Raw genomic sequence first — 13,369 nt, forward strand, 5'->3', positions numbered from 1 at the left:
TGGTGGCTACGACGGGATTTGAACCTGTGACCCCATCATTATGAGTGATGTGCTCTAACCAGCTGAGCTACGTAGCCAAAAGTACTGCTTACTGCATCCGATGATGGCTGGGATACCTGGATTCGAACCAGGGAATGCCGGTATCAAAAACCGGTGCCTTACCGCTTGGCGATATCCCATCTGTCGACTCGTATCCACGAGAGTGCATCGGATTGGCTGGGGTACCTGGATTCGAACCAGGGAATGCCGGTATCAAAAACCGGTGCCTTACCGCTTGGCGATACCCCATCCGGCTGCCGAAGACTGAAATGGTGCGGGAGGCGAGACTTGAACTCGCACACCTTGCGGCGCCAGAACCTAAATCTGGTGCGTCTACCAATTTCGCCACTCCCGCAAAAAAAAGATGGTGGCTACGACGGGATTTGAACCTGTGACCCCATCATTATGAGTGATGTGCTCTAACCAGCTGAGCTACGTAGCCATCTTTTTACGCGTTACCTTCATCGGCGTTGCGGGGCGCATTATGCGTATTGAGCTCTGGAGCGTCAACACATTTTTTGCCGTTTTTCGCCTCCGCGCGCCTGTTTGTCTGGCTTGTAACCAGGCTGATGAATTATTCGGCAAATTTTGATCGTAACCGCATCAAAGCTAAATAAAAGGGGTCCCGCAAGACCCCTTTATTATCACTTATTTTGCTTATTTATAAGCGGACTGATGCACACCCACCGCGCGGCCTGAAGGATCGTCCATTGATTTGAACGCTTCATCCCATTCAATCGCTTTCGCAGAGGAACAGGCGACCGACGGACCGCCAGGCACACACTCCGCCGCGCTTGGCAGCGGGAACAGCTCTTCAAAGATTTCGCGATAGAGGTAAGCCTCTTTCGATGCCGGCGTGTTGTACGGGAAGCGGAAGTGCGCGGTCGCCAGCTGCTGATCGCTTATCTGCTTCGCCGCGACCTCTTTCAGCGTATCGATCCAGCTGTAGCCCACGCCGTCAGAGAACTGCTCTTTCTGACGCCAGGCGACGCTTTCCGGCAGATAAGAGGAGAAGCATTCGCGCAGGATGTGTTTCTCCATCTTGCCATTGCTGCCGCACATCTTGTCCTGCGGGTTGATGCGCATCGCCACGTCGAGGAATTTTTTGTCGAGGAAGGGCACGCGCGCTTCCACGCCCCAGGCGGACATCGCTTTGTTGGCGCGCGCACAGTCGTACATATGCAGCGCCAGCAGTTTGCGCACGTTCTCTTCATGAAACTCTTTGGCGTTCGGCGCTTTATGGAAGTAGAGATAGCCGCCGAACACTTCATCCGCGCCCTCACCGGAGAGCACCATCTTGATCCCCATCGCCTTGATTTTACGCGACATCAGGTACATAGGCGTCGAGGCACGAATGGTGGTAACGTCATAAGTTTCAATGTGATAGATCACATCACGAATCGCATCCAGCCCTTCCTGCACGGTAAAGTGAATTTCGTGGTGCACTGTGCCCAGGTGTTCCGCCACCGCTTTCGCCGCTTTCAGATCTGGCGATCCTTCCAGACCGACCGCGAAAGAGTGCAGCTGCGGCCACCAGGCGTCGCTCTTGTCCTGATCTTCGACGCGTTTCGCGGCAAAGCGTTTGGTCACCGCAGAGATAATAGAAGAGTCCAGGCCGCCGGAGAGCAGTACGCCGTAAGGCACGTCTGACATCAGGTGGCTTTTCACTGACTCTTCCAGCGCATGCTTCAGGCCTGCGGCATCGGTGGTGTTGTGTTCTACCGCAGCGTACTCCATCCAGTCACGCTGCCAGTAACGACGGATCTCGCCGTCGGTGCTGGAGAGATAGCTTCCCGGGGGGAACTCTTTAATTGAACGGCACACCGGCACCAGCGCTTTCATTTCAGAGGCGACAAAAAGGTTGCCATGTTCATCGTTGCCCATATAGAGCGGGATGATGCCGATATGATCGCGGCCGATCAGATACTGCTGCTTTTCGCTGTCCCACAGGATAAACGCGAACATGCCCTGCAGCTCGTCAAGGAAATCGACCCCTTTTTCCTGGTAGAGCGCCAGAATAACTTCGCAGTCGGAGCCGGTCTGGAACTGGTAGCGATCGCTCAGCTCGGCGCGCAGCGCCTGATGGTTGTAGATCTCGCCGTTAACCGCCAGAACATGGGTGCGATCGGCGTTGTACAACGGCTGGGCGCCGTTGTTGACGTCGACGATGGACAGACGCTCATGCGCGAGGATCGCTTTATCGTCGGCATACACGCCAGACCAGTCCGGCCCGCGGTGACGCATCAGACGAGAACTCTCCAGCGCTTTTTTACGCAGTTCAACCGGATCGCTTTTCAGATCCAACACACCAAAAATAGAACACATATTCTGACTCCTGAGCTCGCCTGTCGGCGATGTTATCGTTGCCTTGTCCGGCAGCCAGCGGCTGCGTGATGTATAAGAAAATGCGCTATTTCATGTGGCCAATGCAAGCATATTCGCTTTTTACTGATAAAAAGAATGTTGCCAAGGCATTAACTTTGAATAATCTTTAATTAATCACGCTTTTCATTGATAGATCGGCAATAGATGCCAAAAACCGGGCAAAAAATAAGCAGAGAGAGAAGGTTTTTAAAGGAGAGAGCTGAGCGCCTCCTGACAGCAGGCGGCGCAGGGAGAAGATTTAAAACAGGTCGATATCGGCCACAGAAGGGTAAATCCAGTCGGGACGGAAGGGCATTGCGTCGATATCGCTCAGCGTCGAGACGCCGGAGAGCACCAGCACGGTCTCCAGTCCCGCCTGAAATCCGGCCAGGATATCGGTGCGCAGGTTATCGCCGACGATCACTGTCTCTTCGGAGTGAGCCTGCATCTTATTCAGCGCGGCACGCATAATGTACGGACTGGGTTTACCGACGTAAAAAGGGCGACGGCCAGAGATTTTTTCGATTCCGGCGCAGAGCGCGCCGCAGGCGGGCACAAAGCCGCGCGCGTGAGTATCGGGATTGGTGGCGATAAAGCGTGCGCCGCTGGCGACGAAAAAGGCCGCCTTATGCATCATCTCCCAGTTGAAGGAGCGCGTCTCGCCGACGATAACAAAATCGGGATTGACGTCGGTGATGGTGAAGCCCGCTTTGTAGAGTTCATGGATCAGCGCGCCTTCGCCAATCACGTAGGCTTTCTTGCCTTCCTGACGGCGCAGGAAATCGGCGGTCGCCATCGCCGAGGTATAAAACACCGAATCAGGCACCTCGACGCCGGCGTTGGCGAAGCGGTTCGCCAGATCCTGCGCGGTCTGCGAAGGATAGTTGGTCAGCACCACCAGCGGCATCTCTTTTTGCAGGATGCGCTGCAGAAATTCCTTCGCGCCGGGAACGGCGGTGTTGTCATGCATTAACACGCCGTCAATATCGCAAATTACGCTTTTTATCGTCATAGGTTCAGTCCGGTTCGCGTTTACTCTTCCAGTAGATGTTGCAGCAGAATGCCGTTAAGCATGGCGCGTTTTGCCAGAGCAAAAGCGCCTATCGCTGAACGATGATCGAGCTCGGAACGCACCACCGGCAAATTTTTGCGGAAGGCGTTGAGCGCTTGCGTATTAATACAACCTTCAATAGCCGGGAACAGCACTTTTTCTGCGTCGGTGATTTCACCCGCCAGCACCACTTTTTGCGGGTTGAACAGGTTAATCGCAATGGCGATCGCTTTGCCAAGGTAACGCCCGACATATTCGATGACTTCGCAGGCCAGCGCATCGCCCTGGTTAGCAGCCTTGCAAATTTGCCCGATCTGGCAGGCATCCTGCGTCAGAACGCTAGGGTAGCCCTGACTGAGCAGATGACGCACGCGATTTTCAATCGCGCCGTTCGCGGCGATGGTTTCCAGACAGCCGAAATTGCCGCAGTGGCAGCGTTCACCGAGCGGATCGACCTGAATATGGCCAATTTCGCCTACGTTGCCGTTGCTGCCGAGAAAGATATGGCCGTTAGCGATAATGCCCGCGCCGGTGCCGCGATGCAGCCGCACCAGAATCGAGTCGGCGCAGTCGCGGCTTGCACCAAAGTAGTGCTCAGCCAGCGCCAGGCTGCGAATATCGTGACCGACGAAGCTGGTAACTTTAAAGCGATTTTGCAAGCCGGCCACCAGCGGCCAGTGGCTGACGGTGATATGCGGCATATAGCGGATCACGCCGTTTATCGGATCGACCAGGCCAGGCAGGATCACCGAGATCGCGATCAGTTCGCGGATCTTACGCTGGTGGGTCGCAATAAAGCTGTCGATAGCGGCAAATAGCGCGTGCTCCAGCGTTTCCTGCGTTCGCTCCGGCAGCGCATAATCTTCCTGCGCCAGCGACTTGCCGCTGAGGTCGAAGAGCGTCAGCGTGGCGTCATTGCGGCCGAGCCGGACGCCGATAGCGTGAAAATTTCGCGTTTCGGTAACGATGGAAATGGCGCGGCGACCGCCGGTGGATGCCTGCTGATCCACCTCTTTAATCAGGCCGCGCTCGATAAGCTGGCGGGTAATTTTAGTGACGCTGGCGGGCGCAAGCTGACTGAGTTCGGCAATCTGAATGCGCGAAATAGGGCCTTGCTGATCGATTAGCCGGTAAACGGCTGCGCTGTTGAGTTGCTTGACAAGATCGACATTTCCTATTTGTGTCTGGCCGCCAGTGGTCATTCAGTGCTTACTCGCTCAGGACGTCGTCTCCATTGACAAACGTCTTAGTGATTTTGAAATCACGCGTAAAAACAGTCAGGTTTGCGACTTTTCCCGCTTCGACAGTGCCCAGCTGTTTTTCCACGCCCATTGCCTGTGCCGGGTAGAGCGTCGCCATACGCAGCGCTTCATCCAGTGCGATGCCGACATGTTCGACGGCGTTGCGTACTGATTCAATCATGGTAATGGCGGAGCCGCTCAGCGTTCCGTTCTCGTCCACGCACAGGCCATTGCGATAGTATATTGTTTTGCCAGCGAAAATGAATTTATCAATTTCAGCGCCTGCGGGCGCGGTGGCGTCAGTAACCAGCACCAGCTTATCGCCCTTAATGCGTTTGGCATTGCGTACGTTAGCGTAATGGACGTGTAACCCATCTGCAATGATGCCGCAATAAACGTCGGGCGCATCGAACAGCGCGCCGATCAGGCCTGGCTCGCGACCGGCGAAAGCGGGCATGGCGTTATAGAGATGGGTCGCAAAGGTGACGCCGGCGCGGAAACCCGCTTTGGCTTCATCATAGGTGGCGTTGGAGTGACCCGCAGAGACGATAATGCCCGCCTGCGTCAGCTGACGAATTACCTCGTCGCCAGCGTTTTCCGGTGCCAGCGTCACCTTGGTGATAACGTCGGCGTTGTCGCACAAATAACGCACCAGCGACGGGTCGGGCAGGCGAATCAAATCGGGATTATGCGTGCCTTTCTTGGCCTTATTCAGCCACGGACCTTCCAGGTGCAGGCCCAGCGCCTGATGCTGATATTTGCGTTTGTAAGCGCGCATGGTGTCGATGGCGCGCTTCATCAGTTCGTCGCTGCTGGTGATAAGCGTCGGCAGGAAGCTGGTGCAGCCCGATTTTTCGTTGGCGCGCTGCATGATTTCCAGCGTCTCGACGCTCAGCGCGTCGATGTCGTCATTGAACTGCACGCCGCCGCAGCCGTTAAGCTGTAAATCAATAAAGCCGGGAGCGATCAGCGCGCCTGCAACGTCGCGCTGCGCAATATCAGCGGGCAGCGCATCGCGTGGACAGACGCGTTCGATCAGCCCATCGGCAATAACCACCGCGTGGTTATCCAGAATTTCATGACCAGTATAAATTCGGCCGTTTACTAATGCGTACATCTTGGTTCTCCCGGCTGAGCCCGCCAGAGCGAGGCGGCGGGCATTTACAACATCGTCTTACACGCCTTTCATATTTTCCGCTTCCATTTCGCGGAAATATTTGACGGTTTTCACTTTCAGTTCCATGGTGGCGGGTTCATCGCATACCACCACCGATTTTGCATGCAGCTGCAGACAGCTGATGGTCCACATATGATTGACGTTGCCTTCGACAGCGGCCTGCAACGCCTGCGCTTTAACATGGCCGGTCACCAGAATCATCACTTCTTCCGCATCCAGCAGCGTGCCGACGCCAACGGTCAGCGCATATTTTGGCACCTGATCCACATCGCCGTTAAAGAAGCGCGAATTCGCCATACGAGTGTCATGCGTCAGCGTTTTAATGCGGGTGCGTGAGGCCAGCGAAGAAGCGGGTTCGTTGAAGGCGATATGACCATCATTGCCGACGCCGCCCATAAACAGGTGGATTTTACCCAGTGCGCGAATCTTCTCTTCATACTGACGACATTCTGCGTCAATATCTGGCGCATTGCCATTCAGAAGATTGATATTTTCTGGTTGAATATCAACGTGATCGAAAAAGTTACGGTACATAAAGCTGTGATAGCTTTCCGGATGCTCTTTCGGCAGGCCGACATATTCGTCCATATTGAAGGTGACGACATGCTTAAAGCTGACCTGGCCCGCTTTGTGCATCTCAATAAGATGCTTGTAAGCTTCCAGCGGTGTACCACCCGTCGGCAAACCTAAAACGAAGGGGCGGTCTGCGGTAGGGTTAAAGGCATTGATACGGTTAACGATATGACGGGCTGCCCACTTACCGACCTGCGTAGGGGTAGCCAAAGGGATAAGTCGCATGTTTCACCTCATTCTGAGAAAAGAAAAGGGGACGATGCAGTAACCGCTGCGGTCATCATTACGCTGTAGGCGGAAGACGGTTTCGTTATGCGGTCACTGCGTCTTGATATTTTTTATCATAAAATAAGTTAGGGTCGTTCGCCAGACGTCTACGCGGTTATCGGTGCTTTTTGGTGATAATTATCACAGAAGAGACGCTTATAATTTGCGAGACGAATTAATTTGTCATTACACTGCGCACGTGAAGTGTAGTGTCATTCAACCCCTGCGGCTGACAATAAAAAGCAAGCGGCGCAGGGCGACAAGTCGGTCTCATAGGGGGAAAGGACAAATGTTAGGTTACTTACAAAAGGTTGGCCGCGCGCTGATGGTGCCGGTAGCGACCCTGCCGGCGGCGGCAATATTGATGGGGGTCGGTTACTGGCTCGACCCGGACGCCTGGGGCGCAAGCAACGCGCTCGCCGCGCTGCTGATAAAGTCAGGCGCGGCGATTATTGAAAATATGTCAGTGCTGTTCGCTATCGGCGTGGCGTATGGTCTCTCAAAAGATAAAGACGGCGCGGCGGCGCTGACCGGCTTCGTCGGTTTCCTGGTCGTGACTACGCTCTGCTCGCCCGCAGCGGTGGCGATGATTCAGAAGATGCCGGTCGATCAGGTGCCTGCTGCGTTCGGCAAAATCAATAACCAGTTTGTCGGCATTCTGGTGGGCATCCTGTCGGCGGAGGTCTATAACCGCTTCAGCCATGTGGAGCTGCCTAAAGCGCTCTCTTTCTTCAGCGGTCGACGACTGGTGCCAATCCTCGTCTCTTTCCTGATGATTATCGTGGCGTTTATTCTGATGTACATCTGGCCGCTGATCTTTAACGGTCTGGTGAGCTTCGGCGAACATATCCAGAAGCTGGGTTCCGTCGGCGCGGGCGTCTACGCTTTCTTCAACCGTCTGCTTATCCCGGTCGGTCTGCATCACGCGCTGAACTCGGTATTCTGGTTCGACGTTGCAGGCATCAACGACATTCCTAAGTTCCTCGGCGGCGCGCAGTCTATCGCTAACGGCACCGGCATTGTCGGTATTACGGGACGCTATCAGGCGGGCTTCTTCCCGATTATGATGTTCGGCCTGCCCGGCGCGGCGCTGGCGATCTACCACTGCGCGCGTCCGGAAAACCGCGCGAAAGTAGGCGGCATTATGCTGGCCGCAGCCTTTGCGGCCTTCTTCACCGGCATTACCGAGCCGCTGGAGTTCTCCTTTATGTTCGTGGCGCCGGTGCTCTATGTCATCCACGCCGTGCTGACCGGTATCTCTGTCTTTATCGCCGCCAGCATGCACTGGATTGCCGGTTTCGGCTTTAGCGCCGGTCTGGTGGATATGGTGCTGTCGAGCCGCAACCCGCTGGCGACCCACTGGTGGATGCTGATCCCGCAGGGTATCGTCTTCTTTGTGCTCTACTATGTGGTGTTCCGCTTCACTATTCAGAAATTCAACCTGATGACGCCGGGCCGCGAGCTGGCGGTAGCAGGCGACGAAACGGACGGCTATGACGTCAACGTCGACAACACTGACAACGGCGAGAGCGCAACCGAATCGCTGGCGCGTCGCTATATCGGCGCAGTCGGCGGCTCCGACAACCTGACCGGCATTGACGCCTGCATCACCCGTCTGCGTCTGAACGTGAAAGACTCGTCACAGGTGAATGAATCGGTCGCCAAACATCTGGGCGCGTCAGGCGTTATTCGCCTGAACAAACAGAGCGTGCAGGTTATTGTCGGCACCCAGGCGGAAAGCATCGCCACCGCTATGAAAAAGGTGCTGACAAAAGGGCCAGTCGCATCGGCGGGCGGCGCGTCTACCGCCGCTGCGGCACCGGTAGTAAAACCGCAGGCGGCGTTGAATCGCGACAGTAAGGTGATTGCGACGCTGCTGGCGCCGGTAAGCGGCAACGTTGTCGCCCTTGACGCTGTGCCTGACGAAGCCTTCGCCAGCAAGGCGGTGGGTGAGGGACTGGCGATTAAACCGACGGGTAAAGTGGTGGTGGCGCCAGCCGCAGGTACGGTAGTGAAGATTTTCGACACCAATCATGCCTTCTGTCTGGAAACCAGCAGCGGCGTGGAGATTGTGGTGCATATGGGCCTCGATACCGTGGCGCTGGGTGGCAAAGGCTTTACCCGGCTGGTGGAAGAGGGCGCGATGGTGTCGGCGGGACAGCCGGTGCTGGAGATGGATCTCGATTTCCTGAACGCCAACGCGCGCTCGATGATCAGTCCGGTCGTGGTCAGCAACAGTGAGGATTTCGTCGGTCTGACGCTGCTGGCGACCGGCACGGTAGTGGCCGGAGAAACCCCGCTTTATGAGGTAAAAGGCTAAGCCCTTAACCGCGGCGACGTAAAAAAAAGCAGGCAGGAAGCAATTCCTGCCTTTTTTCGTTTTATCGCCTTAACAAACCGGTTGTTTCCCTTCGGCGCTTTGTGGATCATACTCCGTTACTTCGTGGTACAAACCACCCGCTATACGTATTGAGGATTGAGAGATGAGTGAGGCTGAAGCCCGCCCAACTAACTTTATTCGTCAGATCATTGACGAAGATTTGGCGAGCGGCAAGCACAACAGCGTGCATACCCGTTTCCCGCCTGAGCCTAATGGCTATCTGCATATTGGCCATGCAAAATCGATCTGCCTGAACTTCGGCATCGCTCAGGACTATCAGGGTCAGTGCAACCTGCGTTTCGACGATACCAACCCGGTTAAAGAAGATATGGAGTTCGTTGAATCCATCAAACGCGACGTGCGGTGGCTGGGCTTTGAGTGGAGTGGGGAGGTTCGCTATTCCTCTGATTACTTCGATCAGCTTTATCACTACGCGGTTGAACTGATCAATAAAGGCCTGGCCTATGTTGACGAACTGACGCCGGAAGAGATCCGCGAATATCGCGGCACCCTGACCGCGCCGGGTAAAAACAGCCCATACCGCGATCGCAGCGTAGAAGAGAACCTGGCGCTGTTCGAAAAAATGCGCAACGGCGAGTTTGCCGAGGGCAAAGCCTGCCTGCGCGCCAAAATCGATATGGCCTCCAGCTTTATCGTAATGCGCGATCCGGTGCTCTACCGCATTAAGTTTGCCGAGCATCATCAGACCGGCAAAAAGTGGTGCATCTATCCGATGTACGACTTTACCCACTGCATCTCCGATGCGCTGGAAAATATCACCCATTCGCTCTGTACGCTGGAGTTCCAGGATAACCGCCGTCTGTATGACTGGGTGCTGGACAACATCTCTATTCCGGTGCATCCGCGCCAGTATGAGTTCTCCCGCCTTAACCTCGAATATGCGGTGATGTCGAAACGTAAGCTGACGCAGCTGGTCAGCGAGAACGTGGTAGAAGGCTGGGACGATCCGCGCATGCTGACCGTGTCTGGTCTGCGCCGTCGCGGCTACACTGCCGCTTCGATCCGTGAGTTCTGCCGCCGTATTGGCGTAACCAAACAGGACAACGTGGTGGAGATGGCGTCGCTGGAGTCCTGCATTCGCGACGATTTGAACGAAAACGCGCCGCGCGCTATGGCGGTGCTCGATCCGCTGAAAGTGGTGATTGAAAACCTGCCGGCTGGGCATAATGAAATCATCACTATGCCGAACCATCCGAACAAGCCCGAAATGGGCACTCGCGATGTGCCTTTTGGCCGTGAGGTCTGGATCGACCGCGCTGACTTCCGCGAAGAAGCCAACAAGCAGTACAAGCGCCTGGTGCTGGGCAAAGAAGTTCGCCTGCGCAATGCTTATGTGATCCGCGCCGAACGCGTTGCTAAAGATGAAGAAGGCAATATCACCTGCATCTACTGCACCTGCGACGTCGATACCTTAAGCAAAGATCCGGCTGATGGCCGCAAGGTGAAAGGAGTAATCCACTGGGTCTCTGCGGATCACGCGCTGCCAGCGGAATTCCGACTCTACGATCGCCTGTTCAGCGTGCCGAATCCAGGCGCGGAAGAGGATTTCCTGACGACCATCAATCCGAACTCTTTAGAGATCCGTCAGGGATTCGTCGAGCCGGGCCTGCAGAATGCCAGCCCGGAAGCGCCTTATCAGTTTGAGCGCGAAGGCTATTTCTGCGCCGACAGCCGCTACTCACGTCCAAACCAGCTGGTGTTTAACCGCACCGTGGGTCTGCGTGATACCTGGGCGAAAATCGGCGATTAGATTTTTAAATCAACGTCATCATAAAATCATTAAAGGGCGAGCAATCGCCCTTTTTTATGACTGCAATCTGCACTTAGACGTTTTTTTGTGCTGTTGTAAATAATCAACTCTTGTCAGGCCGCGCTGGGAGTTATCTGAGTTAACAAAAATTAATCAGTTTCCAGCTGTGAATTTCGTTTTTTCAGGTAGGCTATTCGCTCTTAAAAGAGGCTATGCGGGCAATAAGAAGGAAAAATGATGACGGCTCTTGGTCAGGAAGCAAAACACAGCGTGGTGGTTTTACATCAGTTAATCGAACGTATATTTAACCAGCCTTCAGGTGGGGATGACACTTTCCATCTGCTGCTGTCGCATTTCCATCCCGATTTCCGCATGGTGACGCCGCAGGGCAGGCTGCTCGATCTGAACCAGACCGAAGAGCTGTTCCGCCAGCTGCAGGGACGACGAGAAGGAATGCGCATCGCGACCAGCGAGCACGCCGTCATCTCTCAGCAAAAAGATGAAATCACCATTCAGTACCGTGAACTGCAAATGATGAACGGCAGCGATCAGACGCGCATCTCGCTGGCGATTCTGGACTGCAGCACGTCCGTTCCCCGCTGGCGCTACCTGCACGAAACGCTGGTTGCCTGACGCCCATAAAAAAGCCGGTAGACATACCGGCTTTTAGAATGACTGCATAGCACATTTTTACTGGTCGTGGAGCGTTTCGTCTTCGCGGCAATCGCCCAGCGCACAGTGACCGTAGAGATAAAGACTGTGGTTAGTCAGCTTGATGCCGTGGCGAGTTGCGATATCCCGCTGGCGCGCTTCGATCGACTCATCGCTGAACTCGATCACTTTGCCACAGTCGAGGCAGATCAGATGATCGTGATGCTGCTGCTGGGTCAGTTCGAAAACCGATTTCCCGCCTTCAAAGTTGTGACGCGTCACAATGCCCGCATCGTCAAACTGGTTAAGTACACGATAAACGGTAGCCAGACCAATCTCTTCGCCCATATCGATCAGGCGTTTATAAAGATCTTCCGCGCTGACGTGATGGCACTGAGGTTCCTGAAGCACTTCCAGAATTTTAAGTCTGGGCAGCGTGACTTTCAGGCCAGCCTTCTTTAATGCGGTGTTGTTGTCAGTCATGCGGATATTGTCCTGTTACTTTGCTGGTTACTTGAGGCGCCTTGCCTTGAATGTCGTTCGGTGTCTGTTCTCATTTGCGTCTCATTATAGAGGTGAAGTATTGAAATGAAAACCGAGGGAAACGCCTGAGATCAACACGGGCTGTAAGAAGATACGTAACGGCACCGGGCGGAGAAATACAGGAGGTTCGTTATCATTTCGCTAACTTCATGACCTCGCGGGAGAAATAAGCAGATAACCGATGTGGGTATTGTACAGAATCGGAGATAAAAGTTAAAAAGCTGTAGCTATTATTTCTATAGGAAAAAACATTAACTCAATGTGAGCCAGCGCCCACATTGAGTATGTGGGTAATCAGGCTTCGATGATCGCCTGCAGCTGCAGTTCGTCATAGATCTGTTTAACCCAGGCGTCGACACGCTGGCTGGTGAGTTCCGGCTGACGATCTTCATCAATGGCCAGACCGAGGAAGTGTTTGTCGTCCGCCAGACCTTTAGAGGCTTCAAAGTGATAACCTTCGGTCGGCCAGTGACCCACGATCACCGCGCCGTTCGGCTCGATGATATCGCGAATGGTGCCCATCGCGTCGCAGAAATATTCTGCGTAGTCTTCCTGATCGCCGCAGCCGAAAAGCGCTACCAGCTTGCCGTTAAAATCGATCTCTTCCAGCGTCGGGAAGAAATCATCCCAGTCGCACTGCGCTTCGCCGTAGTACCAGGTTGGAATGCCCAGCAGCAGAATGTCGAACGCTTCCAGATCTTCTTTAGTACTCTTGGCAATGTCATGCACTTCCGCAACGTCTTTGCCCAGTTGTTTCTGGATCATTTTTGCAATGTTTTCGGTGTTGCCGGTATCGCTGCCAAAGAAGATGCCTACGATTGCCATGGGGTAAATAACCTCTTAAATCCTGATAATGAGATGCATGCGCAGAGCGCACAATTAAGCGAATGATAGCAGAGCGAGCAAACGGGCGGAACTTGAAAAGCCGCGCGATTTGCTTCTGCGTGCGCTTTGCGCGATTCAGTCCAGTTTGAGTTGCGCCAGCAGCATTTGTTCAATCAGTTCGCTGCGGCTGATGTTGCGCTGCTCAGCCAGCGTATTCAACGCATCCACGGCTTCGCTGGTCATTTTGAGTTCGACACGGCGCAGCCCGCGCACTTTGTCACGTTTCAGTTGATTGCGCTTATTGATGCGCAGCTGTTCATCACGCGATAGCGGACTGGTTTTCGGTCGACCGGGCCGACGCTCGTTTGCAAACAGATCCAGCGTGGTGCGGTCAGTGTGTTCTTTTGCCATGGCTTAGTAAAACTGAAGGCGCGAACAGGCGCGTTTATAACGAAATGGGCCATTGCCGCGACAAAAAATGAGCAGC

11 protein-coding genes and 5 tRNA genes are annotated in these 13,369 nt (G+C 54.5%); 3 read left to right on the forward strand and 13 right to left on the reverse strand.

What is annotated here, in order from left to right; all coding sequences use genetic code 11:
- The 10 genes from EKL29_RS00005 to nagB all read right to left on the reverse strand — a co-directional run bounded on the left by EKL29_RS00005 (position 1) and on the right by nagB (position 6,670).
- A tRNA-Met gene (locus EKL29_RS00005) sits at positions 1-77 on the reverse strand.
- 27 nt (positions 78-104) lie between these two features.
- Positions 105-179, reverse strand: a tRNA-Gln gene (locus tag EKL29_RS00010).
- Positions 180-213: 34 nt separating this feature from the next.
- Positions 214-288: transfer RNA gene (locus tag EKL29_RS00015), tRNA-Gln, on the reverse strand.
- A gap of 21 nt (positions 289-309) precedes the next feature.
- Positions 310-394, reverse strand: a tRNA-Leu gene (locus tag EKL29_RS00020).
- A 10-nt stretch (positions 395-404) separates the two neighbouring features.
- A tRNA-Met gene (locus EKL29_RS00025) sits at positions 405-481 on the reverse strand.
- A 215-nt stretch (positions 482-696) separates the two neighbouring features.
- Positions 697-2,364: an asparagine synthase B gene (gene asnB, locus EKL29_RS00030; RefSeq protein ID WP_120451419.1), complete on the reverse strand. Its 1,668-nt coding sequence runs from the start codon at positions 2,362-2,364 to the stop codon at positions 697-699.
- 298 nt (positions 2,365-2,662) lie between these two features.
- The gene (locus EKL29_RS00035) at positions 2,663-3,415 is read right to left on the reverse strand and encodes an HAD-IIA family hydrolase (RefSeq protein WP_120451421.1); all 753 of its coding nucleotides are present in this window, start codon (positions 3,413-3,415) and stop codon (positions 2,663-2,665) included.
- A 20-nt stretch (positions 3,416-3,435) separates the two neighbouring features.
- Positions 3,436-4,656: an N-acetylglucosamine repressor gene (locus EKL29_RS00040; protein WP_120451422.1), complete on the reverse strand. Its 1,221-nt coding sequence runs from the start codon at positions 4,654-4,656 to the stop codon at positions 3,436-3,438.
- A gap of 7 nt (positions 4,657-4,663) precedes the next feature.
- Positions 4,664-5,812: an N-acetylglucosamine-6-phosphate deacetylase gene (nagA, locus tag EKL29_RS00045; protein ID WP_120451424.1), complete on the reverse strand. Its 1,149-nt coding sequence runs from the start codon at positions 5,810-5,812 to the stop codon at positions 4,664-4,666.
- Between the two features lie 57 nt (positions 5,813-5,869).
- On the reverse strand, positions 5,870-6,670 hold the full coding sequence (gene nagB / locus EKL29_RS00050; protein ID WP_120451426.1) for a glucosamine-6-phosphate deaminase: 801 nt from the start codon (positions 6,668-6,670) through the stop codon (positions 5,870-5,872).
- Positions 6,671-7,001: 331 nt separating this feature from the next.
- Here nagB and nagE point away from each other — a divergent pair, with 331 nt between their 5' ends.
- The 3 genes from nagE to EKL29_RS00065 all read left to right on the forward strand — a co-directional run bounded on the left by nagE (position 7,002) and on the right by EKL29_RS00065 (position 11,496).
- Positions 7,002-9,032 (forward strand): N-acetylglucosamine-specific PTS transporter subunit IIBC, encoded by a 2,031-nt coding sequence (gene nagE, locus EKL29_RS00055; protein WP_126688550.1) that lies wholly within the window; start codon positions 7,002-7,004, stop codon positions 9,030-9,032.
- Positions 9,033-9,195: 163 nt separating this feature from the next.
- Positions 9,196-10,863 (forward strand): glutamine--tRNA ligase, encoded by a 1,668-nt coding sequence (gene glnS, locus EKL29_RS00060; protein WP_120451429.1) that lies wholly within the window; start codon positions 9,196-9,198, stop codon positions 10,861-10,863.
- A gap of 237 nt (positions 10,864-11,100) precedes the next feature.
- Complete coding sequence (locus tag EKL29_RS00065) at positions 11,101-11,496, forward strand: hypothetical protein (protein WP_120451431.1); 396 nt, start codon at positions 11,101-11,103, stop codon at positions 11,494-11,496.
- A gap of 57 nt (positions 11,497-11,553) precedes the next feature.
- On the opposite strand, the gene fur is transcribed toward EKL29_RS00065, so the two are convergent.
- From fur to ybfE, 3 genes are all read right to left on the reverse strand, one after another.
- Positions 11,554-11,997, reverse strand: coding sequence for a ferric iron uptake transcriptional regulator (gene fur / locus EKL29_RS00070; RefSeq protein WP_120451433.1), 444 nt, complete (start codon positions 11,995-11,997; stop codon positions 11,554-11,556).
- A 354-nt stretch (positions 11,998-12,351) separates the two neighbouring features.
- Positions 12,352-12,882 carry a flavodoxin FldA gene (fldA, locus tag EKL29_RS00075; protein WP_081136329.1) on the reverse strand — a complete coding sequence of 177 codons (531 nt, stop codon included), beginning with the start codon at positions 12,880-12,882 and terminating at the stop codon, positions 12,352-12,354.
- A 135-nt stretch (positions 12,883-13,017) separates the two neighbouring features.
- Positions 13,018-13,293, reverse strand: a complete 276-nt coding sequence (gene ybfE, locus EKL29_RS00080) for a LexA regulated protein (protein WP_120451434.1) — start codon at positions 13,291-13,293, stop codon at positions 13,018-13,020.
- Positions 13,294-13,369 lie beyond the last annotated feature (76 nt).

The organism is Pantoea sp. YU22, from assembly GCF_003970755.1.
GTDB classification, from domain to species: domain Bacteria; phylum Pseudomonadota; class Gammaproteobacteria; order Enterobacterales; family Enterobacteriaceae; genus Pantoea; species Pantoea piersonii.